We start from the raw sequence: 25,219 nt of genomic DNA on the forward strand, positions 1-25,219 counted from the left end.
CGCCCGACGGGCCGGCTCAGACGCCGGGCAGCCGGCCGTTGCGGAACAGGTCCACGAAGAGCTGGTGGTCGGTGCGGGCCCGGACGCCGTACGCGTGGGCGAACTCGACCAGGTGCCCGACGAAGCCGTCGGTGTCGTCGCCGATCGCGGCGACGATCGCCTCCTCGGTGGAGTAGTCGACCAGGTCGTGGCTGGACTCGTCGTCGGCGACCGAGTGCATCCGGGCCACCGCCCGGCCCAGGTCGGCGAGCACCCCGGCCAGCTCTTCCGGCTCGTTGACGTCCGACCAGTCCAGGTCGGCGGCGTACGGGGAGACCTCGGCGACGAGCTGACCGGCACCGTCCAGCTCGGTGAAGCCCAGCCACGGGTCGGCGTGCGCCTGCAACGCCCGCTGCGACTCGGCCGTGCGGTGCCCCTGGTGCCGGAAGTAGCCCCGGACCCGCTCGTCGTCGATGTGCCGGGCCACCGCCGGCACCTGCGCCTGCTTCATGTAGATGACGACGTCGTTCTCCAACGCCTCGGTGTGCCCCTCCAGCAGCAGGTTGTACGACGGCAGCCCGGCCGAGCCGATGCCCACCCCCTTGCGCAGCACCACGTCCTTGATCTGGGTGGCGACCGGTCGCAGCCGGGCCGTCGAGGGGGGCAGGGTGTCCAGGTACCCGGTGAACGCGGCGCAGACCTTCTTGCGGGTCTCCGCATCGATCTCGAACACCCCGTCGCCGAGGGAGAACCGCCGCTCGTAGTTGTCGACGGTGGTCTGCGCGGCCAGCAGGTCGACCCGGGTGTTCAGCCGGGCCTCCTGGAGCACCCGGCGCAGCACCCCGTCGGCGTTGTCCAGGGTGATCGAGCCGATCGCGTCGTCCCCACCGGCGGCGATGGCCCGCAACTCGGTCAGGTACGACCGGGCGAAGCCGGTGACCAGCTCGCCGATCGCCCGGTCGGACAGGGCCTTGGCGTAGCCGATCAGGGCCACGCTGGCGGCGAGCCGCTTGAGGTCCCAGGAGAACGGCCCGACGTACGCCTCGTCGAAGTCGTTGACGTTGAACACCAGGTGCCCGGAGGCGTTCATGTAGGTGCCGAAGTTCTCGGCGTGCAGGTCGCCGTGGATCCACACCCGGCTGGTCTGCTCGTCGAGGAACGCGTCGTCGGCGAAGTCACCGCGCTGGTCGGCGTAGAACAACGAGGCGCTGCCCCGGTAGAAGGCGAACGGGGAGGCGGCCATCTTGCGGAACTTCCGGCGGAACGCCGCCGGGTCGAGCGCCATCGACGCGCCGAACTCCTCGGTCAACACGTCGACGATGAAGGCGGACCGTCGGTCCACGGAGTCGGTCATGCCCCGCACGCTAACCCCCACCCGCCACCTCTCCGCCGAGCCACCACCCCCGGTTCGCAGCGTGGCAGGCGAGCACGGCCGGACGGTCCCGCACGCCCGGCAGCGCCAGGTGGGTCGGCTCGGCGCAGGTTCCGGCACTTTCACGCCGGCAAGGGACCTACCCATCGGGAGGGGACGGGTCAGGAGTCCCCTGGCGGGGTCCAGACCGTGACATGGGCGGTCACCTGGAAGGAGTCGTCCGGATAGCGGGTGACCTTGAACATGGCGACGTGGTCCTTGTTGGTGGTCAGGCAACCGATTCTGCCGACCGGGATGTGAACCCGCTCCGCGCCGTGCGTGGAGACGCGCTCGGCGCATTGCTGCCGCGAGGGCGTGCCCGGCCCCGGCCACAGGGCGAGCTGTCCCCATTCGGCGTGCAACCCGTCATCCGCGCTCGCCGAATCCCGACTGAGGTCCGCGTCGGTCGACCAGTACCTCTGCACCGTCGCAGGCACGGTGTCGAGATCGACGCCGTAGGTGGCGAACCGTACCTCGCCGCTCCACCGGACCCCGCCGTCGGACGGGGCGGCCGTGATGGGGCCCGGCTCGGTCGACGGAACCGCCGTAGGGCTCGGGATGGCCGTGGGACTCGGCCAGGCCGGTGAAGTCGGCACCGGCGGGGCGTCGGCAGGGCTACTCGCTCCGGCACTCGGCCTGGCATCCGGTGGCGCGTTCCTGTCGTCGCCCCTGGTCCCCACGTAGATCGCCACTACAGCCCCGAGCAGGGCTGTCACCAGGCCGATGAGTGCGCTCAGCACGGCTCCCCGGCCGCTGCCGTCCAGCCTCTCATTGTAGTGGCGGCTCAGGCGTCGCCGCAGGGTCGGCCGCTCGTCGGGACTCTGGTTCCTCGGCACGTCCTCTGGCACTACCACCGCGGTTCCCTCCTCGCCTCGGGCCGCTGGCGTGCCGCCCGGAACATCGAGCTTCACCATGGTTGATTATGCCGGAGCAGGGCACGCGCAAACCGGGCCCGGACACGGTGTCCTGCCGACGCCCGCAGCCGTCACGCGCGCCCGATCAGGGCGTCGCGGCGGGACTCGACCGGGCGGCGCCTCAGTCGGGGCGGTGTACCGGTGGGGCGGTCAGCGACTCCACCGAACGGGAGGACGTGTCGCCGGCCGGTGGTGCACCGGCGTCGGCCGGGGAGGCCAGCGGGTCGGTGCGGTCCACGCCGCCGACGCCTGACTGTTCGGCGGCGATCTTCTCCTGGAGGCGGAGGATGCCGTGCAGGAGCGCCTCCGGCCGGGGCGGGCAGCCGGGCACGTAGACGTCGACCGGGATGAGCTGGTCGACGCCCTTGGTCACCGAGTACGAGTCCCAGTACGGGCCACCGCAGTTGGCGCAGGACCCGAAGGAGATGACGTACTTCGGCTCGGGCATCTGGTCGTACAGCCGCTTGATCGCCGGGGCCATCTTGTCGGTCACCGTGCCGGAGACCACCATCAGGTCGGCCTGCCGGGGGCCGTGGGCGAACGGGATGACGCCGAGCCGGATGAAGTCGTGCCGGCCCATGCTGGTGGCGATGAACTCGATCGCGCAGCAGGCCAGGCCGAAGTTGAACACCCAGAGCGAGTAGCGGCGACCCCAGTTGAGGACGAACCGGATCGGCTCGCCGAGCACTCCCGGCAACTGCACGACCGCCTCCCGTCTCCGCCGACCCGCTGTCCGCCCACGGACAGTCAACCACAGCCGCCCGGTGCACCCGCCGGTCCGGCCGGGGCCGTCCCCGCGTCCCGGCGGAGACCTTCCGACGACGCCGCCCCGCCACCGCGACCGCCCGTCCCGGCCGCCGGCCGGAACGCAGGGTCACCAGGTGGGGCGTTGCAGCAGGCCGACGAACTCCACCAGCAGCCGTTCCCGCAGCGCGGCGGGGGCGGCGTCGAGCAGGGTGTTCACCACCGCCATCCGGTCCGGTGGCCCGGCACCGAGCCCGAGGCCGGCGGCGAGTCCACCGATCAGCTCGGGGGTGAGCGCCTCCGGGGTCAACGACCCGGCCAGGGCGACCAGTTCGGCCGGCAGCTCGACCGGCCCGGCCCGGCGGGCGGCGGCCACCGCGGCGGCCAGGTCCGGGCCGAACTCGGCCACCCGGGGGGCCACCGAGGCGGTCACCGTGAGGTGCACGCTGGCGGGCAGGTCGGCGTACCGCAGCTGGGGTTGGGTGTGCCAGCCCCGGGCGGTCAGCTCGTCGACCAGGATGAACAGGTCGAGCGCCGGGTCGGTGCTGGTGAAGCAGACCACGGTGGACTCCGGTTCGGCCATCAGCCGCAACCCGTCAACCCCGCGTACGGCGGCGGCCAGGGTGTCGACCGCGTCCCGGGTGGTTGCGGCCAACCGCAGGTAGCCGTCGTCGCCGAGGTGCCGCAGGGTGGCGTACGCGGCGGCGATCGGGCCACCCGAGCGGGTGGAGGCGAGCACCGGGTTGACCATGGTGTAGCCGGGCCAGCCGGCGTACGCGAAGAACTGCGGGGAGCGCAGCGTCGCGTCCCGGTGCAGCAGCACCGACACCCCCTTCGGGGCGTACGCGTACTTGTGCAGGTCGACGGAGATCGAGGTGACCCCGTCGACGGTGAAGTCGAACGGTGGCACCGGCACGCCGAGGCGACGCAGGTAGGGCAGGGTCCAGCCGCCGAAGCAGGCGTCCACGTGGCAACGCACCCCGGCCGCCGCCGCCACCTGCGCGATCCCGGCCACCGGGTCGATCACCCCGTGCGCGTACGACGGGGCGGAGCAGGCCACCAGCACCGTCTCCGGGCGGATCGCGGTGGCCACGTCGGCGACCGACGGGCGCAGGGTGACCGGGTCGACGGGAACCGTGTCCAGGGTGACCCGGAGCAGGTGGGCGGCCTTGGCGAAGGCGGCGTGCCCGCTGGCCGGCACCACGATCCGGGGTGCGGTCAGCTCCGGGTGGGCGTCCCGGGCGGCCTTGACGGCCAGGATCAGCGACTCGGTCCCGCCGCTGGTGACGCTGCCGACCACGTCCGGCGCGGCGCTGCCCGGTCCGCCGCCGAGCAGCCCGCCGGCTGCCCCGACGAGCCAGTTCTCCATCGCCAGCAGGGACGGAAAGGCGGTCGGATCGAGCCCGTTGACGTGGGCGCTCTCCGCGTGGGCCGCCGCCCCCAACGCGTCGAGCCCGCCGACGCCCGGGTCGTACACGTAGGCGAACAACCGCCCCCCGTGCACCGGCCGATCCCCCGCCCTGAGCTGCCGAATCTCGTCCAGCACCCGCTCGGCAGGCACCCCGTTCTTGTCGATCATGGACTTGTGGTGGCCTTTCCGTAGGTTTTCGCGGCTTTCGCCCCCGCCACAACTCCATGATCGACGAGGTGGGTGGGGGCGGGAGGTGGGGGAGGTGGTAGGGGTGGGGGCGGAGGAGGAGGGTGGCGGGGGCGATGAGGAGGGCCGGGACGAGGGTGAAGCCTAGGAGGACGCCCAGGCGGGCGGTGGGGGTCTGGGGGGCGGCGGTGCCGGTGGCTGAGGAGACGTAGCCGGAGAAGGCCAGGACCAGGCCGTAGAGGCCGGGGCCGAGGGCCAGACCGAAGGTCTCTCCAGCGGTCCACAGGCCGGTGAAGACGCCAGCCTGTCGGCGACCGGTGCGCGCGGTCGAGGCGGCCACACAGTCGGGCAGCAGCGCCAGCGCGAAGACCTGCTGCCCGGCGTACCCGACGCCGAGGAGCGCGACCACCGCGTAGACGGCGGCGGCGGGCAGCACCGGCGCGGCCACGAGCGTCGCCGCACCGGCGGCCAGCAGCAGCGAGGCGGCGACCAGCGCGGTCTTCTTGCCCAGGCGCGTGCCGAGCCGGGTCCACAGCGGCATCACCAGCAACGCCGGCCCGACGAAGCAGGCGAACAGCACGGTGGGCCCGGTGGTCGGGTCCCGCAGGATCTGGGCCGCGAAGTAGCTGACCCCGGCCAGGATGGTCGCCACCCCGGCGGACTGGATCACGAAGCAGAGCAGCAGCGCCCGGAACGGCCGGTCCGCGGCGACCACCGCGAGTTGGGCGCGAAGCGTCGGCTCGGTGGCGGTCACCGTGCCGGTCGCCGCCGACCGGGTGCCGAGGAACGCGCCGAGCGCGCCGAGCGCGATCAGCGCGGCGACGAACACCCCCATCCAGCGGTGCCCGGCCACCCCCTCGCCACCGGCGGTCACCACCATCGGGGCCACCGCCCCGGAGATCAGGATGGCCAGCGCCAGCACCGCGACCCGCCAGCCCATCAGCCGGGTACGCTCCGCCGCGTCGTCGGTCAGCTCGGCGGGCATCGCCACGTACGGAACCTGGAAGAAGGCGAACGCGGTGGCGGTGGCGAGGAACGCGACGGCCACGTACGCCCCGGCGGCCGGCCCGACGCCGAAGGGCGCGGCGAAGATGGCGGCGAAGAGCACCGCCAGGGCGATCCCGGCACCGAGCAGCCACGGCCGGCGTGGCCCCCACCGGGAGCGGGTCCGGTCGGAGATGCGCCCGGCGACCGGGTTGACCAGCACGTCCCATGCCTTGGGCAACAGCACCAGCAGGGCGGCCAGCCCGGCGGCCACCCCGAGCGTGTCGGTCAGGTAGGGCAGCAGCAGCAACCCGGGCACCGTGCCGAACGCCCCGGTGGCCAACGAACCGAGCGCGTAGCCGGCATGCACCCGACGCGGCAACCCGACCCCGTCGGCACCGGCCGACCGGGCCGACCCGCCGGCCGACTCGGACACCCCGGCAGCTGGCGCGGGCAGGCCGCCGGCCGACGCAGATACCCCGGCGGCCGACGCGGACACCCCGCTGGCCGACGCGGGCAGGCCGGCGGCCGACGCGGACACCCCGGGGACCGGCGCGGGCAGGCCGGCGGGTGGGGAGCCGGGCTCGGCCGGTGGCACGTCCATGCGGCCGAATGCTACTCACGTTACCGCCTGGTCACCGCCCCTCATCCGGCCACCATTTGGCGGCATCCAGATCCACCCCGGCACCCCGCAACGGGCAGCCCTCGGCGCGCAGCAGGGCCCGCGCCCGCACCTCGTGCCCGGGTGGCAGCCGACCCGCCGCGTTCACCACCCGGTGCCAGGGCACCCCGCCGCCGTGCCGGGCCATGATCGAGCCGACCAGCCGGGCCGAGGCCCGCCCGGACCGCTCGGCCAGCGCGTCGGCGATCGCCCCGTAGGACATCACCCGGCCCGGCGGTATCCGCTCGACCAGCGCGAGCACCGCCTCCACGTACTCCTCAGGCGTCACGACCGGCCAGGATATGGGAACGCGGCGGGGTCCGTCGGGACCGACCACGCAGAATGGGCGGGTGCGTGAAGCAGTCACCCAGGCCCGGCGGATCGTCGTCAAGATCGGTTCGTCCTCGCTGACCACCGCCACCGGCGGCCTGGACGAGACCCGGGTGGACACCCTGGTGGACGCCCTCGCCGCGCTCGCCGCCGCCGGCCGCGAGGTGGTGCTGGTCTCCTCCGGGGCGATCGCCGCCGGGCTCGCCCCGCTCGGGCTGCCCCGCCGCCCGCGTGACCTGGCCACCCAGCAGGCCGCCGCCAGCGTCGGCCAGGGCCTGCTGATCGGCCGGTACGCGGCCGGTTTCGCCAGGCACCGGCTCACCGTCGGGCAGGTCCTGCTCACCGTCGACGACGTGACCCGGCGGGCGCACTACCGCAACGCGTACCGGACCCTGCGCAAGCTGCTCGACCTGCGGGCGGTGCCGATCGTCAACGAGAACGACACGGTCGCCACCCAGGAGATCCGGTTCGGCGACAACGACCGGCTGGCCGCCCTGGTCGCCGCCCTGGTCGACGCCGACCTGCTGGTGCTGCTCTCCGACGTCGACGCGTTGTGGACCGGCGACCCGACCCGCCCCGGCAGCACCCGGATCACCGAGGTACGCGGCGAGGCCGACCTGGCCGGCGTCGACATCGGCGGGACCGGCCGGGCCGGGGTCGGCACCGGCGGCATGGTCACCAAGGTGGAAGCGGCCCGGATCGCCACCGGCTTCGGCATCCCGGTGGTGCTGACCGCCGCCCCGCTGGCCGGCGACGCGCTGGCCGGGCAACCGGTGGGCACGTTCTTCCACCCGGCCCGGCGACGCCCGGCGGCCCGGCTGTTCTGGCTGGCGCACGCCACCGCCCCCGGGGGCGGCTGCACCTCGACCCGGGCGCGGTGCAGGCCGTGGTGGGCCGGCGCAAGTCGCTGCTGCCGGCCGGGATCACCGCCGTGGACGGCACCTTCACCGCAGGCGACCCGGTGGACCTGGTGGACGTCGACGGGGCGTCGGTGGCCCGGGGACTGGTCAACTACGACGCGGTGGAGCTGCCCGGCCTGCTCGGCCGGTCCACCGGGGAACTCGCTGCGGCGCTCGGCCCGGCGTACGAACGTGAGGTCGTCCACCGCGACGACCTGGTGCTGCTGTGACGTCAGGCGTCCCGCACGGGCGCCTCCGGAAGATCCGAAGGAGTACGCAATGAGCGTCGTCGAGCAGGCCCGGCGGGCCCGGGACGCGGCGGAGGCCCTCGCCGTGGCCACCCGTACGGTCAAGGATGGCGCGCTGCACGCGATGGCCGACGCGCTGGTGGCGCGTACGCCGGAGATCCTCACCGCGAACGCGGCGGACCTGGCGGCCGGGCGGGAGGCGGGGCTGAGCGCGGCCGTGCTGGACCGGCTCGCCCTCGACGCGGGTCGGGTGGCCGGCATCGCCGACGCGCTGCGCGAGATGGCCGCACTGCCCGACCCGGTGGGCGAGGTGGTCCGGGGTTCGACCCTGCCCAACGGGCTGGAGCTGCGGCAGGTGCGGGTGCCGTTCGGGGTGGTCGGCATCATCTACGAGGCCCGGCCGAACGTGACGGTGGACGCGGCCGGCATCTGCCTGAAGTCCGGCAACGCGGCGCTGCTGCGCGGGTCGTCCTCGGCCGCGCACTCCAACGCGGCGTTGGTGGCGGTGCTGCGTGACGCGGTCGCCGGGGCGGGGCTGCCGGCCGACGCGGTGCAGTTGCTCGACGCCGGCTCCCGGGAGTCGGTCAAGGAGCTGATGCGGGCCCGGGGCCTGGTCGACGTGCTGATCCCGCGCGGTGGCGCGTCGCTGATCCGCACCGTGGTCGAGGAGTCGACGGTGCCGGTGATCGAGACCGGGGTGGGTAACTGCCACGTCTACGTGGACGCCGCCGCCGACCAGGCCAAGGCGGTGGCGATCGCCCTGAACGCCAAGACCCAGCGGCTGAGCACCTGCAACACCGCCGAGTCGCTGCTGGTGCACGCCGACGTCGCCGACGCGTTCCTGCCGGTCGTGCTGGCCGCGTTCGCCGAGGCCGGGGTGACCGTGCACGGCTCCCCCGAGGTCGTCGCCCACTCCCCCGCCGTGGTGCCGGCCACCGACGAGGACTTCGCCACCGAATACCTCAGCGCGGACATCTCCGTCGCCGTGGTCGACTCGCTCGACGCGGCGGTCGCGCACATCCGCCGCTACGGCACCGGGCATACCGAGGCGATCGTCACCGACTCGCAGGCCGCCGCCCGGGAGTTCGTGGCCCGGGTCGACGCGGCGGCGGTGATGGTCAACGCCTCCACCCGGTTCACCGACGGCGGCGAGTTCGGCTTCGGTGCGGAGATCGGCATCTCCACCCAGAAGCTGCACGCCCGGGGGCCGATGGGGCTGCCCGAGCTGACCTCCACCAAGTACGTGGTGACCGGCGACGGTCACCTGCGCTGAGCGGACCGCCCCGGCCCGGCTACGCCCGGGGCGGTCGCCCGCAGCCGGGCGCTGCGGGCCCGGGGTCACCAGGTGCCGGGCTCGTCGTCGGTCGGCGGGACCACGCGGGCCCGGCGCACCACCGGTGAGCCCGGCGGGGCGACCGGTGAGCCCGGCGGCAGGACCGGCCCGATCGGCCGGCAGGCACGGATCGCGGTCAGCGTGGTGTGCACGTCGAACTGGTGGCCGTCGTCGCTGTCCCAGCCGCCGTCGCTGCGCTGGGTCTCGGCGAGCCGCCTGCGGGCCGACACCAGCACCCACTGCTCCTCGCCCACCTCCACCCGGCGCAGGGTGGCGGCCAGCGCGGCGGTGTCCGCCGGGGACAGCTGCGGCATCCGTTCGGCCAGCACCGCCTGGATCCGGGCCGACTCGTAGTAGAGCTGCTGGCGGTGCAGCACCGCCGCGCTCAGCCAGCCGGCGGCGAGGAAGGACGGCCAACTGCCGTCCGGGGCGAGCTGCCCGGCCAGGGCCTGCGCCGCCGCCTGCACCACCCCGGCGTACGCGCCGCCGACGCGGTTGTCCAGCGGGCCCGCGGCACGGGCGTCCCGACCGGCGACGCTGAGCCAGAACGCGGCGTTGGCCGAGAGGTAGAGCCGGGCCTCCGGGTCACCCGGGGTGGCCCACTCGGGGGCGCTACCGGCCAGCCGCGGGTCCTCGTCCCAGCCACCGTCGGGCAGTTGCCGGGCGGCCAGCCAGTCCAGGGCGTGCCGGGCGGCGGGCCGGCCGAGCGCGCCGAGATCGTCCAGTTCGGCCAGGCGGAAACAGGTGGCGTCGATGGACGGGACCTCACCGCCGAGCACCGCCGGCCAGCCGCCGTCCACGGTCTGCCCGACCTCGGCCGCGTCGAGCAGGTCGGGGGGCACGGGCGCACCGGTGCGCAGCCGGGACAGCCGGGCGCGGTCCACCGCGTCACCGTGCGCCACGACGAAACCTATCGCCGCATCCAAGTCCACCACGGCGCAGACGCTACCGGCGCGGACGCGATCCCGCCTCGGGGAATCGGTCGGGGCCGGGGGCGGTTCGTCGCCGCCCCCGGCCCCGGTCACCGGTCAGTACGCGGGCAGCGAGGGATCGATCTGCTTGATCCAGGAGAGCACCCCGCCCTGGACGTGCACCGCGTCGCGGAACCCGGCGGCCTTCAGCGCGGCGAGCGCCTCGGCCGAGCGGACCCCGGACTTGCAGTGCAGCACGACCTGCTTGTCCTGCGGGAGCTTCGCCAGCGCCTCACCGGAGATGATCTCGCCCTTGGGGATCAGGGTGGAGCCGGGAATCCGGACGATCTCGTACTCGGCGGGCTCCCGGACGTCGACCAGGAAGATGTCCTTGCCGGCGTCCTGCCACTCCTTGAGCTCGGTGGCGGTGATGGTCGAGTCGACGATCGCCTCCTGGGCCGCCTCGGAGACCGCGCCGCAGAAGTCCTCGTAGTCCTCCAGCAGGTCGGTGACCGTGGGGTTCTCGCCGCAGAGCACGCAGTTCGGGTCCTTGCGGATCTTGATCTTGCGGTATTCCATCTCCAGCGCGTCGTAGACCATCAGCCGGCCGACCAGCGGCTCGCCGATCCCGGCGAGCAGCTTGATCGCCTCGTTGACCTGGATCGAGCCGATCGACGCGCAGAGCACGCCGAGCACGCCACCCTCGGCGCAGGACGGCACCATGCCGGGCGGCGGGGGCTCCGGGTAGAGGCAGCGGTAGCAGGGGCCGTGCTCGGCCCAGAAGACCGACGCCTGACCGTCGAACCGGTAGATCGACCCCCAGACGTACGGCTTGCCGAGCAGCACCGCCGCGTCGTTGACCATGTAGCGGGTGGCGAAGTTGTCGGTGCCGTCGACGATCAGGTCGTACCGGGCGAAGATGTCCCGGACGTTCTCCCGGTCGAGGGCGGTGTTGTGGATCTCCACCTGGACCAGCGGGTTGATCTCGCGGATCGACGCGGCGGCGGACTCGGCCTTGGACCGGCCGATGTCGGAGACCCCGTGGATGATCTGGCGCTGGAGGTTGGACTCGTCGACGGTGTCGAAGTCGATGATGCCGAGCGTCCCGACCCCGGCGGCGGCCAGGTACATCAGGGCCGGCGAGCCGAGACCACCGGCACCCACACAGAGCACCCGGGCGTTCTTCAACCGCTTCTGCCCCTCGACCCCCACATCGGGGATGATCAGGTGACGGGAGTAACGACGGATCTCGTCAACGGTCAGCTCGGCGGCGGGTTCGACGAGCGGGGGCAACGACACGGTGGACTCCCCGGTGATCGGCTGATGGCGAACCGAGCCATTGTCGCTCGGCCGACCACCCCTCGGCCATGAGCAGTGACACCCCGTCCGACATACGGGAGGGGAATAACTCAGGCGCCGGGGATCAGCTCGCCCGAGTAGCGGGAGCCGTCGACGTACGGCCAGGCATTGGCCACGCAGCCGTCCAGCCCGTACGTCTGCTGCTGCATCACCGGGGCCGGCTCGCCGACCCCGGGGCAGGCCTGGTGTTCCTCGCCGAGTTCGTGCCCCACCTCGTGGTTGACCACGTACGTCCGGTAGACCGACAGCGGCGCCCCGTAGTCCGGCACGGCGTCCATCCAGCGGGCCAGGTTGATGACCACCCGACCGGGCAGCCGGCAGGAGGTGTAGCCCTCGGTGTCCAGCCCACCTTCCGCGCAGATCCGCTCGGAGGTGGCCGGGGTGGCGAGATAGATGGTGAAGTCGGCGGCGGCCACCTCCGGCACCCGCTGGAACCGTAGTTCGCCGGAGCGGATCCAGCTGTTCGGGTCACCCAGGGTGGCGTCCACGGCGGCGGCGAACGCGTCCACGTCCTGACCGGTGCCCTGTTCCACCTCGATCCGGTAGCGGTGCAGCGGGCCGTCGGAGCCGTACACCTCGGAGCGGCCGTCTGCGGCGGTGAAGCGCCCGGGTCCGCTGCGCGGGTAGCCGGTGGGGGGTTGCCCGCCGTCGGGTCCACCGGTCGGTCGTCCACCGCCCGTCCCGTCGGCCAGCCGCCCGGCGACCGGCGCGGGGTCTCCCTGGGGGTCGTCCGGGTAGAGGCCGACGAACCCGCCCGCGCCGAGCAGGACCAGGCCGAGCAGCACGGCCCGGCGACGCCGACGCCGCAACCGACGACTGCGGTACGACCCTCTCCGCCCCTCCGTGGTGTGGCTCGGCCCGCCGTGGCTCGGCCCGCCGCGGCTCGGCTCGGTGTGCGGGTCGCGGTGGCGCTGGTCGGCGGGCTGCGACGCGGTGCGGTCGCATGGGCGTGGGTCGGGTGGGCCGGCGGCCGGCGGCTCCGGACGCCCGGCGGAGTCGGTCGGGGTGGTCACCCGTCCAGCATGGCAGACTAATCGGGCATATCAGCGTTATTGCCACTTCTTACGAGAGGATGTTTCACATCCACCGGAACGACCCGCCCCGGCGGGTTCAGCGCGCCGGGCCGGCGTACCGACGCCCACCCAGGTACGGCCACGGGTTCGCCGTGCACCCCCGCAGGAACAACGACTGCTGCTGCATCACCGGCGCCGGCCGGCCCACCCCCGGGCACCCCTCGTGGCGGTGCCCCAACTGGTGCCCCACCTCGTGGTTCACCACGTACGTCCGGTAGAGCGCCAACGGCACCCCGGCCCGGACGAAGTGCGGCACCGACGTCCGCCACCGGTCCAGGTTGACGATCACCTTCCCCGGCGCGCGGCACGACGTGAACGGCACCCCACCGACCCGGATGTCCACCCCACCGGCCCGGCACAACCGACCCGCCGTGTTCCGGGTCGCCAACTGGACCGTGAAGTCGTACGGCGCGTCCCCCGGCACCCGGCGCAGCCGCAACCGCCCGCCGTCCACCCAGCTACCCGGCCCGGCCAGCGCCGCCTGCACCTGGTCGGAGAAGTCCCGGACGTCCTCACCGGAGCCGACCTCCACGGCCACCCGGTACCGCCGCAGCACACCGGACCGGCCCAGCGTCGCCCCGGCCCGGTCGTCGTAGGCGAAGGTGCCCCGGCCCGTCGCCGGGACCGGCCCGGACAACGCCAACGGCGGCACGGCCGTGGTCGGGCCACCCACGCCGGCCTGCTCCGCCGACGGCACCGCGACCGGCGGCACCGGCCCGGCCGCACCCTGCGGACCCGCACCGTCGGCGGGCCCGGCCCGCCCGAAGTCGCCGGCCGACCCCACGGCGTCCGACGCGTTACCGGTCGCGGCCGACCCGCCGGGTGGCACCACCGGCCGGGCGACCAACCGACCGGTGCCCGACCCCGCACCCGTGGTCACCGCCAGCCCGCCGGAGACCACCACCAACAGCAGCACGGTCGCCGACAGCGCCGGACGCGACCGGCCGGTGAAGACGAACGGACGGCGCAGGACCGTCCCGGGGCGGCGGATGCCACGGGCCCATCGCAGGCCGTGGCGCAGGAGGGCAGTCATCCGGGTCAGGATGCCACCCCGGGCCGCCACGCCACGTCACCACCGGACTCCGGCGCGTCGCCCCCGCCGAACTCAAGCGCGGCACCGGCACCGGCCGACGGCACGTCCGCCCCACCGCCGGTCGTCGGCGCCGCGTCCCCGGCAGACGTCGGGTCCGCACCGCCGGCCGGTGGCCTGCCGGGCCGGGCGGGCGGCGGGGACCCCGTCGTCTCGGCGAGCAGGTGCAGCACGGCGCGGGCCACCGTACGCGGCACCTCCAACTGGGCCACGTGCCCGACGCCGGCCAGCATCATCAACCGGCTGTCCGGGATGATCCGGGCGGTCTGCGGGGCCACCCGGACGTCCACCAGCCGGTCCTTCATGCCCCCCACCACCAGGGTGGGCGCCTCGATCGCGGCGGCGATCCGCCACAGCGACCCCGGCCCCGGCAGGTACGACCGCAGGAAGCTGGCCACCAGCCCCCGGAACGTCCGGACGTACGCGGCGGCGTAGTGCGTCGCCTCGTAGCGGACCCGGATCTCCTCCAGCGCCTCCTGCCGGCGCTGGTCGCTGATCCGGCTCAGGTCGGCCACGCACGCCTCCATCGCCTGCCGGGCCATCACCTCCGGGGCGAGCTGGGCGAGCCGCCACGCAGCCAACCGCTCCCCCCGCGGGATGGCCAGCAGCGGCAGCATCCGCCCCTGCAACGAACGCCCGAAGTTCAGGAACGGTAGGGCCGGCGAGATCAGCGTCAGGGTCCGCACCAGGTCCGGCCGGCGACCGGCGACGTACACCGAGACCGCCCCGCCCAACGAGTTGCCGAACAGGTGCACCGGGCCCCGGCCGGAGTGCTCGATCCAGCGCACCACCCGGTCGGCGAACGCCGGGATGGTGTAGCGCAGCCCCGGCTCGCTGCGCCCGAAACCGGGCAGGTCGATCGCCTGCCCGTCGAGGCGGCCGGCGAGCAGGCCGGCGAGGTCCGTCCAGTTCTGCGACGAACCACCCAGCCCGTGCACGTACAGCGCCGGTTCCGCGTCCGGCCCGGTGGCCGGGGTGTCCCGGACGTAGGTGACCGTGCCGTCGAGGCGTACCGCCCGGCCGGGCCACGGTGGGGGCAGCCGGTGCGGGGGCAGGTGCTCCTCGGGCCAGAGGGCGGCGCGCTTCATACCGGCAGTGTTACCGCCCCGACCCCTCGCCGACAACGTGCCAGGTCAGGCGAGCAACGCTTCGAGGCGTCGGTTGACCGCCGCCAGGGTCGCCCGGACCACCGCCTGACGCGGATCACCGGCGACCAGCGCCGACCCCGCCAACTGCTCCACCCAGCCGTCGCAGACCAGCAGCACCACCACGGTCGCCACCTCGCAGTTGCCGAACGGCACCACGGCGGCGTGCTCGACGAAGCAACGTCCCCGCTCGGCGGTGCGCTCGGCGTGGCGCAGCAACTCGTCCACGGCCGCCGCGGCGGCCACCGCGCACAGCCGCAGCACGTACCCGTCCACGGCCGGCCCGGTGGCGTGACCGGCGGCCGGCTCACCGGCGGTGAGCAGGCGTACCTCGACGTTGGCGTCCAGGCCGAAGGTGCTCACCTGGACGTGGTCGATCACCACCCGGGGCCCCGGCACACCGCCGGTGTCCAGCGGTCGCGACGGCGCGGTCTCCGTCGTGGTCATCTGCCCACCGGAGTACGACGCGTTGAGCGTCGCCGGGCTGCCGGTCGGCACCAGCAGCGCCCCCGGGGGTGCCTCCTCCACACTGGCCCGACCCCGGTGGACGGGCTGCCGACGTCGCCGGGGCACCCCGGACGCGGTCGGCGACTCCTCGGCGGGGTGCTCCTCGCCGTCCCAGGCCGGACCGTCGGCGCGGGACACCCCGTCGGCACGGGCCGCAGCGGTCGACCTGGCCGTCGGCTCACCCGCCGGTCGGGCGGGGTCACCGACCGGGCGCTCCTCGACCGGGGACGACGCGACGACGGGCGGTGCCGCAGCGGATGGGGAGACCACCGGCGACGCGGCGGGTGGCTCGACGGCGCGGGCCCGGCCGGTCGGGGCACCGCCCCGGTTCGGATCCCGCCGGTCGGCCGGGCCGAACTCGTCACGGCCCCGGGCGTCACCCGGGCGCTCGCCGGCAGCCGGACGCGGCTCACCGGTACGCCGACGCAGCGGCGGCGGCACCGGGGCGCTGGGTTCACCGGACAGGTTCTGCGGCGCGGCGGCGAGGCCCATCCGTTCCTGGAGCAGGCGGGCCACCAGTCGGCTCACCTCCGCCGGGTCCGCCCCGTCGGACAGGTCGAGGCGCAGGCTGTGCGCCCCGGCGGGGGTACGACGCAGCGCCGCGTCCCGCACCCCGGCCACCTCCCGTACGGCGTCCAGGATCGCGTTGACGTCGAAGCCCTCGGGGCGTTCCCGCAGCGGGGCGGGCTCGTCGTCACGACGCAGGTGGGTGGCGATTCGGGCGAGCTCCGGGGTCTCTGCGGGGGGCTCCACGGCTGGCGGCTCCGGCACGACGGGCACGTCCGGTTCGGCGGGGACGCGCTGCGGCAGCACCGCCGTGCCCCGGTCCGGCTGCCGTTCGTCCACCACCGGCTCGGTGGCGGTCAGCGGGTCAGGGGCGGATCGGCGGGCCGCGTAGGGGGGAGCGCTCGTCGGGACGGGCGCGGGGGAATCCGGTCCAGGCGGTGTGGCCCGCTCGTGGCGGGGGCACCGACGGCGGAGACGGGAGGCTCCGGCGGGTGGCCGGGAAGATCGGTGGGGGTGGCCGGCTCGGTCGGCACCGACCGGAGTCGGAACGGCTGGTCGGCGCGGCCGACGGGACGGGCGGCCGGCTCGTCGCGGGGGAGTCGGAACGGCTGGTCGGCCCGGACGGCGGGCGGCAGTCCGGTGCCCCGTTCCGGGCCGGAGGCGGCCACCGGCCCGACCGGTTCGGGCCCCGGCAGGGCCGGCACGGCGGGCGGCTCGGCCCGCGAGGCGGGCGACAGACCGGCCGGCTCGTCGCGGGGCAGGCCGGCGAACGTCTCGGGGGCCGCCGGGGGTGGGCCGGTGAACGTCTCGGGGGGTACGGGTGGCGCGTCGGCGGGCGGGCCCACCGCCCAGGGGCGTCGCTCGGCCGGTCGGTCCGGCGTGGGCGACCCCTCGATGGCGGACTCGCCGGCCGGCCGGCCGCGGTCGGGCCGCTCGACGGGCTCCGGCCAGTCCCGCCCGGACCGGTCGGTCCAGTCCCGGCCGGACCGGTCCTGCTCGGGGCGGTCGGTCCAGTCCCGCTTCACGGGGGCGGTCCAGTCCCGCTCGGAGCGCTCCGCTCGACCGCTGCGGTCCACCTGGTCCGGGAAGTCCCGCTCGGACCGGCCGGAGAAGCCGCCCTCGGGCCGGTCGGTGCGGGTCGGGAGGTCCCGCTCGGACCGGCCGGTACGCCCGGACCAGTCCCGCTCGGGCCGGTCGCGGTCGTGACCGGTGCGGTCGGACCAGTCGGGCTCGGGGTGGTCGGTGCCGGGGCGGCCCGGGGCGACCCGGTCGACGACCGGCGCGACGGGCGGCTGGTCCCGGCCGGGCCGGGCGACCACCGGCGGCGCGGGCTCCGGCAGCGCCGGTGGGGTGACCGGCTCGGAGCGGGTCAGCTCGTACGGGCGGGGCACCTCCGAGCGCACCGGCTCGTACGGCCGGGCGGGCTCGGCGCGCACCGGCTGGTAGGGGCGGGCGGGTTCGGCACGGACCGGCTCGTAGGGGCGGGCGGGCTCGGCCGACCACTCGGCCGTCCGTTCGGCGCGGGTCGGTCGGCCGGCGGGCGGCTCCTCGTCCCGTGACCAGGCGGGTGCCCAGCTGCCGCCCCAGCTGGGCCGGTTCCAGCTCGGGCCGGACCAGTCGGGCTCGTCCGGTCCGGGGGCGGGCCGACGCCCCGCAGCGGACTGCTCCCCGCTGTACTGCCCGGCACCACGCGGCTCGATGCCGTACGGATCGGCACCACGCGGCTCGGTGCCGTACGGATCGGCACCGGGCTGCTCGGTGCCGGCGGTGGGCTCGGTGGGGGCGAACCGGCCGGCCCCGCGCGGGCCGCCCTCGGCGGGCAGCCGGTTGCTCCAGTCGCGGGGGCGTCGGTCGGCAGCGGCCCGGCCTCGCCCCGCTCGGGGGCGTGGAAACCGGGGGGCACCTCGAACCCGGAGGCGGCGGTGCCGACCGGCGGGACCTGCACGGCCGGCGGGGCGGAGGTGGGCAGGCCACTGTCGGGCCAGTGGCCGCGCCGGGGCGCGGCGGGATCGTCCGAGGAGTGCCGGGCGGACTCGGGATCGTGCGGTGGCTCAGCCGGGGACGCCGGCCGCTGGGCCGGCACGACCAGCCGGTCACCGTCGGTGAATCCGGGGTCGTCGGCGGGGTGCCCCGGCCCGCCGGGCGGGGCGCTCACCGGGCGACGCAGCGGGGCCGGGAATTCCGGTGCCGAGTCGTGACCATTGCGGTGGGCCCGCCCGTTGCGGGGGACCTCGTCGCCGGCCGGGGGAACGGGGAACGGCGCAGGCAGGTCACCGTGCCGGGACGGCTGACCACCCCAGCCGGCGGTGGGATCGGTCCGGTTCCACGGTGAGGCCGACTCCCGGTAACCCGGGGCGTCGGTTCCGCCGGACCACCCGGTCGCAGGTGCCCACCCGTTGACGGAACGGGCCAGGTCGTCCTGCTGACCCGTACCGTCGTCATGCTCTCCCGGGGTGGCGGCACCGGGTTGCCCTGATTCACTCACCGCGCGCTCCTTGGTCGCCCCCGCTGAGGCTACCGTGTGGTGACAGTGGCGATAAGTTACAGCGGCGGGCCAATTCCGGGGCCGGGGTGAGTGCCCTGACCGGTACGGGGTAAAAGTGCCGGCTGGATGACGAAACTCGGAGGTTCCCATGACCGCTGTGGGGAACGGTGCGCAGACTACCGGCCGGCCCACCCGGCTGCCCCGCTCAGCACGCCGTAAGCAGCTACTCGCGGCGGCTCAGGAGGTGTTCGTAGCCCAGGGGTACCACGCCGCGGCGATGGACGACATCGCCGAGCGGGCCGGGGTTTCCAAGCCGGTGCTGTATCAGCACTTCCCCGGAAAGATGGATCTCTACCTGGCGCTGCTCGACACGCACTGTGACGCCATCGTCGCCAAGGTGCACGATGCGATGCGGGGCACCAACGACAACAAGGAGCGGGTCGGCGCGTCGGTGCGGGCCTACTTCGACTTCGTCGACCACGAGAGCGAGGCGTTCCGGCTCGTGTTCGAGTCGGACCTGCGCAACGATCCGGCGGTCCGGCAGCGGGTGGAGCGGGTGGAGCAGGGCTGCATCGCGGCGATCACCGACACCATCATCTCCGACACCGGGGTCAGCCGGTCGCACGCCGAGCTGCTCGCCTCCGGCCTGGTCGGTGCGGCGGAGACGGCGGCCCAGTTCTGGCTGGCCGGTGGCCGGCAGGTGCCGAAGGCCGAGGCCGAGGCGCTGGTCGCGGCGTTGTCCTGGCGGGGCATCGCGAGCTTCCCGCTCCAGGGTGAGTCAGCCTGAACATCCCGCCCCGAGATCGGATAGCCTTCGGACCGGCGGCTATCTCGCCCACCTGAGGAGGCACAGTGGAGGTCAAGATCGGCGTGCAGTACGCGCCGCGCGAGCTGGTACTGGAGAGCGCGCAGTCGCCGGCCGAGATCGAGCAGATCGTGACCGACGCCTTCGCCAAGGTCGAGGGGACGCTGTCCCTGACCGACGAGAAGGGTCGACGGGTCATCGTGCCGGTCGGCAAGGTCGCCTACGTCGAGATCGCCGAGGCGTCTCCCCGTTCGGTCGGGTTCACCGTCCGCTGAACCGGTCCGGCCCCTGCGGCGGGTGACCCCGTCGCAGGCCGGGCCCGGTGGGCGGCGGGTCACCGACCGTGTCGAATCCGGTCGCCGCGCTGGCCCACCCCTGTGCCGTCGGCGTCACCGACGACATTAACGGTGACTCAGGTCACAATTCCCACCCCCGGCGAAAAGCCGTGGGTCCAGGTCAGGAGCGTGTGCCGACCTGCTCGGGTAGGATGAGGTAGTTGCCGTGGGCGCCGATCTGATCGAAGTCCTGCCCACGGCGCGCGTGCGGCCCGGTCCGGCGCGGCGATTCTCCGCCGCCGATCGCGTGGCCCGCGTCACACCGAACGCGCCCTGAGGACAAAACGGGGCGCACCACGAGAGGGCACCCCCAGATCCAGATGAGCGAACAGATTCTCGACCAACTGGAGGGCCAGGAACTGGTCCCCACCGCCCCGGTCCGCCCGGAGGCCCCCACGTTCGCCGCGCTCGGCGCGCGGCCCGAGACCGTCGAGGCCCTGGCCGCGGCGGGCATCACCCGCGCCTTCGCGATCCAGGAGTACGCCATCCCGATCGCGCTGCGCGGCACCGACATGATCGGCCAGGCCCCGACCGGCACCGGCAAGACCCTCGGCTTCGGCGTACCGCTGCTGGAGCGGGTCCTGGCGCCGGCCGAGGGCAGCGACGGCGTGCCCCAGGCGCTGGTCGTCGTACCCACCCGCGAGCTGGGCATCCAGGTCGCCAAGGACCTCGCCGCCGCCGGGCGGACCCGGGGCGTGCGGGTGCTGCCGATCTACGGCGGCGTGGCCTACGAGCCGCAGATCGACGCGCTGCGCAAGGGCGTGGAGATCCTGGTCGGCACCCCCGGCCGGCTGATGGACCTGCAGAAGCAGAAGCACCTGCGGCTCGACCGGGTCCGCGCGCTCGTGCTCGACGAGGCCGACCGGATGCTCGACCTGGGCTTCCTCGACGATGTCGAGAAGATCCTGGCGATGCTGCCGGACGACCGGCAGACCATGCTCTTCTCGGCCACCATGCCGGACCCGATCGTCACCCTCTCCCGGCGGTTCCTGCGCCGGCCGGTGACGATCCACGCCGGGCACACCGCCGAGACCGGCCCGTCGCCGCAGACCCAGCAGCTGGCGTACCGCACCCACTCGATGAACAAGATCGAGATCGTGGCGCGGATCCTCCAGGCCGAGGGGCGCGGGCTCACCATGATCTTCACCCGCACCAAGCGGGCCGCCGACCGGGTCGCCGAGGATCTCGACTTCCGCGGCTTCGCGGTGGCCGCGGTGCACGGCGACCTGGGCCAGGGCGCGCGGGAACGGGCGCTGCGCGCGTTCCGGGCCGGCAAGATCGACACGCTGGTCGCCACCGACGTGGCCGCCCGGGGCATCGACGTCAGCGGCGTCACCCACGTCATCAACTACGACTGCCCCGAAGACCAGGACACCTACACCCACCGGATCGGTCGTACCGGTCGGGCCGGGGCGACCGGCGTCGCGGTCACCTTCGTCGACTGGGACGACATGCCCCGGTGGCGGATCATCGACAAGACGCTCGGCCTGGACATGCCGGAGCCGCCGGAGACCTACCACACCTCCCCGCACCTCTACACCGACCTGGACATCTCCGCCGAGATGACCGGCACCCTGCCGACCGCCGAGCGGACCCGGGCCGGGCTCTCCGCCGAGGTCGAGGAGGACCTCGGTGGCCGTTCCCGCCGGGGTGAGAGCGGCGGCGGCCGGGGCTCCCGACGCGGCGAGGGCCGAGGCCGCGGTGACAGCGGCGGTCGGGGCGCCACCGGCGGTCGCGGCGAGGGCCGACGGGGCCGCCCCGACACCGATGCGCCGGGCGCCACCGAGACGCCCGTGGAGTCCACCGACGAAGGCCCCCGTACCCCGCGCCACCGGCGTCGCCGCCGGGCCGGCGAGGTCGTCGTGGGCGAGCCGACCACCGTGACCGGTGGGGAGTCCACCGACACCCCGACGGGTACGGCGGGCGAGCCGGCCGCCGCAGCCTCCGAGCCGGCAGTCGCAGCCTCCGGGCCGGCCGGCGAGGGCGAGTCGACCCGGCCCCGTCGTCGGCGGCGTCGCCGTGGTGGCGGTTCCGGCACGGACACGCCGGCCGAGGCCACCGCCGACTGACTGGCACCACCGACATCCCCCGGCCCGTACGGACGGCCCGGGGGATGTCGCGTGTCCGCCCGGTCACCACGGCGGTTCGGGTCACCCCGCGTCCGCCCGCTCGCGGGACCGATCGGCCGGGAAGGATGATGGAGCGATGCCGGAACCCTTGGACGCCGCCCTCACCGAGGTCCGGGCGTTGCTGCTCGACCCCGCCCTGACCCGCGCCGTCGCCGCCGGTCGACGCCGTGGGCAGCGCCCCTCCCTGGTCCGGGCCGAACTACGCCCGGTGGCCCTCAAGACCGGCCCCCGGTTGCAGATCTCCACGTCCGACGGCGTCCGGCCGTACACCCGGAACGTGTCGCCGGGCGCGGAGGCCGACGCGGCGGTCGACGCGCTGCTCGCCGAGCCGTTCGGCAACTGGCACGTGGAGACCGCCGGGGCGACCCTCCAACTGCGGGTGACCAAGTCCGGCGAAGCCCAGGTGCACCGGGCCACCGCCGACCGACCGGCGGCCGGGCCGGAGGGCCACGACCGGGTGAAGGACTACCTGCTCGATCCGGGGGACCCGATCTTCGCGACGATCGGCGGCAACGCGGCCAAACGGCGCCAGGTCGACGCCTTCCTCCGCGCGCTGGCCGCCACCCTGCCCGACGATCTCACCGGGCGGCTGCGGGTGGTCGACCTGGGCTGCGGCAACGCCTACCTGACCTTCGCCGCCTACCGGTACCTCACCGGTCGCGGGCTGGACGTGGAACTGGTCGGGGTGGACGTCCGGGAAGATCAACGGCAGCGCAACAGCGAACTGGCCGCCCGCCTCGGTTGGGCCGACCGGGTCTCCTTCGTGGCCGGTACCATCGCCGACGCGGTGGTGGAACCCGCCCCCGACCTGGTGCTCGCGCTGCACGCCTGCGACACCGCCACCGACGAGGCGCTGGCCCGGGCGGTGCGCTGGGACGCCCGGTGGATCCTCGCCGCGCCGTGCTGCCACCACGACCTGGCGGCACAGCTGCGTTCCCGGCCGACGCCGGCCCCGTACGAGCTGCTGACCCGGCAGGGCATCCTGCGGGAACGCTTCGCCGACGTGCTCACCGACGCGCTACGCGCCGGGCTGCTGCGGGTGCACGGCTACCGGGCCGAGGTGGTCGAGTTCGTCGACTCCCGGCACACCCCCCGCAACCTGCTGATCCGCGCCCGCCGCACCGGGTCCGGCACCGACACCGGGCCGCAGCGGGCCGAGTATCAGCAGCTGGTCGACCAGTGGCAGGTCACCCCGCGCCTGTCGATCCTGTTGGACGACCGGCCCGCACCCGTCGGCGGGGCGTGACCAGGCTCAGCGACGTCGCCCGCCGGGCCGCTCCCCCGGCCCCCGGGCGAAGACCGTAGGGACCCGATCACGCTCCCCACGCTCGCCCTCGACGGACGTGGTGGGGAACGGCACCACCGTGCCGGCCGACTCGGCGTTGCCGGCGGCGGCGAAGGCGTTCCACGAGATGTCGACCAGGAGCCGCTTGAGTTCGGCGTGCCGGGCGGCGGCGCTGCGTTGCAGGGCCAGCCGCACGCCGAGCACCACCCCCACCAGCGTGGTGGTGACGGCACCGGCGGCGGCCAGCACGTGCCCGCCGGTCGCCCCGTCACCGGTCAACACCAGCACCAGCAGCCAGCTCCAGAAGCCCAGGGCGAACACCCCCGCCTTGGCGACGAAGAAGAGGCTGACCGCACCCGGGCGGTGCGGCACCGGACGGTCGGGCTCGGCCATAGCTGCTCCTCCTCGGCGTACGGGACGGGGCGGGGGCCCCACCGACCGTCCTGGGTTGGTGACAACTGCGGCAGTCCGCACCCGCCCGCCAGCTGCCCCGGGTGCGGCGACGCCGTCGGCGCGGAAGGGACGGACTGTCGGGCAATTGTCACGACGTCCCGCCGTACTACCCTCGAAGGGCGCACCGGACACCCGACTCCCACCGGAAGGGACGATCTCACCGGCATGGGTTCGACAGAGGTATCACCCCAGATGGCGTTCGCACGGTTCGTGCGACGGGCCATCGACGACGCCCGTGACGAGCGGGGTTGGACGGTGAGCGACCTCGCTGCCCACACCGGGGTCGGTCGATCCACCGTTTTCCGCTGGCTCGCCGGTGACTGGCAGGACTATCCCGAGCTGGCCAAGGTGCGCGGTTTCTGCGCCGCCCTCGACCTGCCGGTGGCGGCGGCCTTCCGGGCCCTCGGCCTGCCCGACGCGGGACCCGTCCCCCGCCGCCGCGCCGACGACGGCCCGGTGGAGGCGGACGTCCGGGTGATCCTCGACCGGCTGGCCGATCCGACGGTGCCCGCCGAGGAGAAGCACCACATCCGCGACCTGCTCCGCTACCTCGCCCGCCGCCCGATCCGCCGGGCCGGCTGACTCCTCCGGCTGCCCCTCGCCGGCTGAGGCCCTTCGGCTGGGACCCTTCATCGGGCCGGGCGGCCGCTCCGGCTGAGCCGGCCGAGCACGCGGCGACGGCAGCGCCTCGCCGAGTAACCACGCAGGGACGGCAGCGCCTCGCCGGCTGGCCAAGCAGGGACGGCAGCGCCTCGCCGGCTGACCAGGCAGGGACGGCAGCGCCTCGCCGGCTGACCAGGCAGGGACGGCAGCGCCTCGCCGGGCCGGGTGGAGGTTGCCGGGGGTCAGCGGACCGTGAGGGTGAACTCGGCGGTCCGCACCACGCCCGCCACCTGGAAGTCCAGGTACATCCGGTAACTGCCGGGGCCGGGCGCGGTCAGCCAGAACGTCACCGTGTCGGTGGCCGGCCCGGGTCCCGGGTGCACGTGCAGGTAGCCCAGGTCCCCTTCACGCAGGGCGACCAGGTGCCCGTACGCACCGAGGTAGCGCTCCAGGGTCGCCGGCTGTCCCGCCCCGTCCCGGACCCGGAACCGCAGCGGTACGGCGGCACCCACCTGCGCCGTGCCCTCGTAGTCGACGGTGAACCCGGCCACGGTCGCCCGGGTGGCCGGGGCCGGCAGCGGGCGGGGCGTGTAGTCCCCCGGAGCGACCAGGTCCACGCCCAGCGTGGCCGGGGTCTGCTGGCCGTCGTCGGCGAGCGCGGTGAAGTCCGTGTACGCCCGCCAGACGCCCGGCTCCGGCAGGGTCAGCGGGATCGACCAGGTGCCGTCGGCGGCCATCGTCGGGTGCAGGTGCTGGAAGCCGGTGAGGTCACGGCGGACCACGACCAGGTGCATCGGCTTGTCGTGCACGATCGCGAACCGGGTGACCGGCCGTCGCTGGGCGTCCCGGATCTGGAACCGCAGTTCGCCCGCCCGCCCGGCGACGAACTCCCCACCCGACGGGGTGAGCGTGTAGCCGCCGGAGGTGACCGACAGGCCGGTGGCCGCGTCGCCGCCCGACTGCCCGGCGGTGCCGTCGTGCTGGTGCGCCCCGGTGCCCGGAGCATGGGTGTGGTCACCGGCGGCGGTGGCGGCGGTCGCCGTCGTACGGTCGGTGGGCCGCCCGTTGGCCCGGCCGAGGCCGAAGCCGAGCAGGACGGCCAGCACCAGGCCACCCACCACCAGTGCCAACCGCAGGGTGGCCCGGTCCGGTCCGACCGCCGACGCCTCGTCCCCGGCCGAGGTCCCCCCGGCGGACAGCACCCATCCGCCGGGCTCCGCGTCGCCACGTCCCGGCCGGTCCCCCGGTTCCGCGTCGGGGGTACCCCGGTCCTGCCGGTCCACCGGCTGCGGGGTGCCCCGGTCAGTGGCCGGGCCGCCGCTACCTGCCGGGCCGGCGGGCCGGGTGACGGATCGCTGGTCGGCCATCCGCCCACCGTACCGTCGAGGCCCTCGGCACCGGGGCGACGGCCGGGCACCGTGGCGGCGGTCGC

At 74.7% G+C, this 25,219-nt stretch carries 18 protein-coding genes and 4 pseudogenes; 7 read left to right on the top strand and 15 right to left on the bottom strand.

All coding sequences use genetic code 11. The features are described from left to right. Positions 1-16: 16 nt before the first annotated feature. The 6 genes and pseudogenes from J7462_RS16330 to J7462_RS16355 all read right to left on the bottom strand — a co-directional run bounded on the left by J7462_RS16330 (position 17) and on the right by J7462_RS16355 (position 6,579). Positions 17-1,333: a DUF2252 domain-containing protein gene (locus J7462_RS16330; protein WP_219464798.1), complete on the bottom strand. Its 1,317-nt coding sequence runs from the start codon at positions 1,331-1,333 to the stop codon at positions 17-19. Positions 1,334-1,512: 179 nt separating this feature from the next. Beyond that, positions 1,513-2,301: a hypothetical protein gene (locus J7462_RS16335; protein ID WP_219464799.1), complete on the bottom strand. Its 789-nt coding sequence runs from the start codon at positions 2,299-2,301 to the stop codon at positions 1,513-1,515. A gap of 124 nt (positions 2,302-2,425) precedes the next feature. After that, positions 2,426-3,007: an NADH-quinone oxidoreductase subunit B gene (locus J7462_RS16340; RefSeq protein ID WP_219464800.1), complete on the bottom strand. Its 582-nt coding sequence runs from the start codon at positions 3,005-3,007 to the stop codon at positions 2,426-2,428. A gap of 171 nt (positions 3,008-3,178) precedes the next feature. After that, positions 3,179-4,627 carry an aminotransferase class V-fold PLP-dependent enzyme gene (locus J7462_RS16345; RefSeq protein ID WP_219464801.1) on the bottom strand — a complete coding sequence of 483 codons (1,449 nt, stop codon included), beginning with the start codon at positions 4,625-4,627 and terminating at the stop codon, positions 3,179-3,181. A 73-nt stretch (positions 4,628-4,700) separates the two neighbouring features. Then, positions 4,701-6,233 (bottom strand): annotated as a pseudogene (locus tag J7462_RS16350) (MFS transporter); the annotation flags it as partial. Positions 6,234-6,264: 31 nt separating this feature from the next. Further along, a complete protein-coding gene (locus J7462_RS16355) occupies positions 6,265-6,579 on the bottom strand; it encodes an MGMT family protein (protein ID WP_088644748.1) in 315 nt (104 codons plus the stop codon). A 13-nt stretch (positions 6,580-6,592) separates the two neighbouring features. Between J7462_RS16355 and proB the strand changes: the two are divergent. After that, positions 6,593-7,749: pseudogene (gene proB / locus J7462_RS16360) on the top strand (glutamate 5-kinase). Between the two features lie 49 nt (positions 7,750-7,798). Then, entirely contained in the window at positions 7,799-9,040 is a 1,242-nt protein-coding gene (locus J7462_RS16365; protein WP_219464803.1) for a glutamate-5-semialdehyde dehydrogenase, read from the top strand. A 65-nt stretch (positions 9,041-9,105) separates the two neighbouring features. On the opposite strand, the gene J7462_RS32970 is transcribed toward J7462_RS16365, so the two are convergent. From J7462_RS32970 to J7462_RS32975, 7 genes and pseudogenes are all read right to left on the bottom strand, one after another. Next, positions 9,106-10,035, bottom strand: coding sequence for a prenyltransferase/squalene oxidase repeat-containing protein (locus J7462_RS32970; RefSeq protein ID WP_219464805.1), 930 nt, complete (start codon positions 10,033-10,035; stop codon positions 9,106-9,108). Positions 10,036-10,128: 93 nt separating this feature from the next. Further along, entirely contained in the window at positions 10,129-11,310 is a 1,182-nt protein-coding gene (gene moeZ / locus J7462_RS16375; protein WP_219464807.1) for an adenylyltransferase/sulfurtransferase MoeZ, read from the bottom strand. A 110-nt stretch (positions 11,311-11,420) separates the two neighbouring features. Then, positions 11,421-12,383: a DUF3152 domain-containing protein gene (locus J7462_RS16380; RefSeq protein WP_308290918.1), complete on the bottom strand. Its 963-nt coding sequence runs from the start codon at positions 12,381-12,383 to the stop codon at positions 11,421-11,423. A gap of 97 nt (positions 12,384-12,480) precedes the next feature. Further along, entirely contained in the window at positions 12,481-13,476 is a 996-nt protein-coding gene (locus J7462_RS16385) for a DUF3152 domain-containing protein (RefSeq protein WP_219464809.1), read from the bottom strand. Between the two features lie 197 nt (positions 13,477-13,673). Next, positions 13,674-14,621: pseudogene (locus J7462_RS16390) on the bottom strand (alpha/beta fold hydrolase); the annotation flags it as partial. Between the two features lie 45 nt (positions 14,622-14,666). Further along, positions 14,667-15,746: pseudogene (locus J7462_RS16395) on the bottom strand (hypothetical protein); the annotation flags it as partial. A 302-nt stretch (positions 15,747-16,048) separates the two neighbouring features. Beyond that, positions 16,049-17,128 carry a hypothetical protein gene (locus tag J7462_RS32975; RefSeq protein ID WP_219470890.1) on the bottom strand — a complete coding sequence of 360 codons (1,080 nt, stop codon included), beginning with the start codon at positions 17,126-17,128 and terminating at the stop codon, positions 16,049-16,051. Between the two features lie 1,197 nt (positions 17,129-18,325). Between J7462_RS32975 and J7462_RS16405 the strand changes: the two genes are divergently transcribed. From J7462_RS16405 to J7462_RS16420, 4 genes are all read left to right on the top strand, one after another. Continuing rightward, entirely contained in the window at positions 18,326-18,964 is a 639-nt protein-coding gene (locus tag J7462_RS16405; protein WP_208568268.1) for a TetR/AcrR family transcriptional regulator, read from the top strand. A gap of 65 nt (positions 18,965-19,029) precedes the next feature. Continuing rightward, positions 19,030-19,257 (top strand): DUF3107 domain-containing protein, encoded by a 228-nt coding sequence (locus tag J7462_RS16410; RefSeq protein ID WP_091242202.1) that lies wholly within the window; start codon positions 19,030-19,032, stop codon positions 19,255-19,257. Between the two features lie 380 nt (positions 19,258-19,637). Beyond that, positions 19,638-21,386, top strand: coding sequence for a DEAD/DEAH box helicase (locus J7462_RS16415; RefSeq protein WP_219464811.1), 1,749 nt, complete (start codon positions 19,638-19,640; stop codon positions 21,384-21,386). A gap of 136 nt (positions 21,387-21,522) precedes the next feature. Then, positions 21,523-22,692 carry an SAM-dependent methyltransferase gene (locus tag J7462_RS16420; RefSeq protein WP_219464813.1) on the top strand — a complete coding sequence of 390 codons (1,170 nt, stop codon included), beginning with the start codon at positions 21,523-21,525 and terminating at the stop codon, positions 22,690-22,692. Positions 22,693-22,698: 6 nt separating this feature from the next. On the opposite strand, the gene J7462_RS16425 is transcribed toward J7462_RS16420, so the two are convergent. Next, positions 22,699-23,124, bottom strand: coding sequence for a hypothetical protein (locus J7462_RS16425; RefSeq protein WP_219464815.1), 426 nt, complete (start codon positions 23,122-23,124; stop codon positions 22,699-22,701). 225 nt (positions 23,125-23,349) lie between these two features. On the opposite strand from J7462_RS16425, the gene J7462_RS16430 reads away from it, so the two are divergent. Further along, entirely contained in the window at positions 23,350-23,766 is a 417-nt protein-coding gene (locus tag J7462_RS16430) for a helix-turn-helix domain-containing protein (RefSeq protein WP_219464817.1), read from the top strand. Between the two features lie 263 nt (positions 23,767-24,029). On the opposite strand, the gene J7462_RS16435 is transcribed toward J7462_RS16430, so the two are convergent. Next, positions 24,030-25,154 (bottom strand): hypothetical protein, encoded by a 1,125-nt coding sequence (locus J7462_RS16435; protein WP_255597751.1) that lies wholly within the window; start codon positions 25,152-25,154, stop codon positions 24,030-24,032. Between the last annotated feature and the right edge of the window lie 65 nt (positions 25,155-25,219).

The organism is Micromonospora sp. RL09-050-HVF-A, assembly GCF_019374995.1.
Taxonomy (GTDB): Bacteria; Actinomycetota; Actinomycetes; order Mycobacteriales; family Micromonosporaceae; genus Micromonospora; species Micromonospora antibiotica.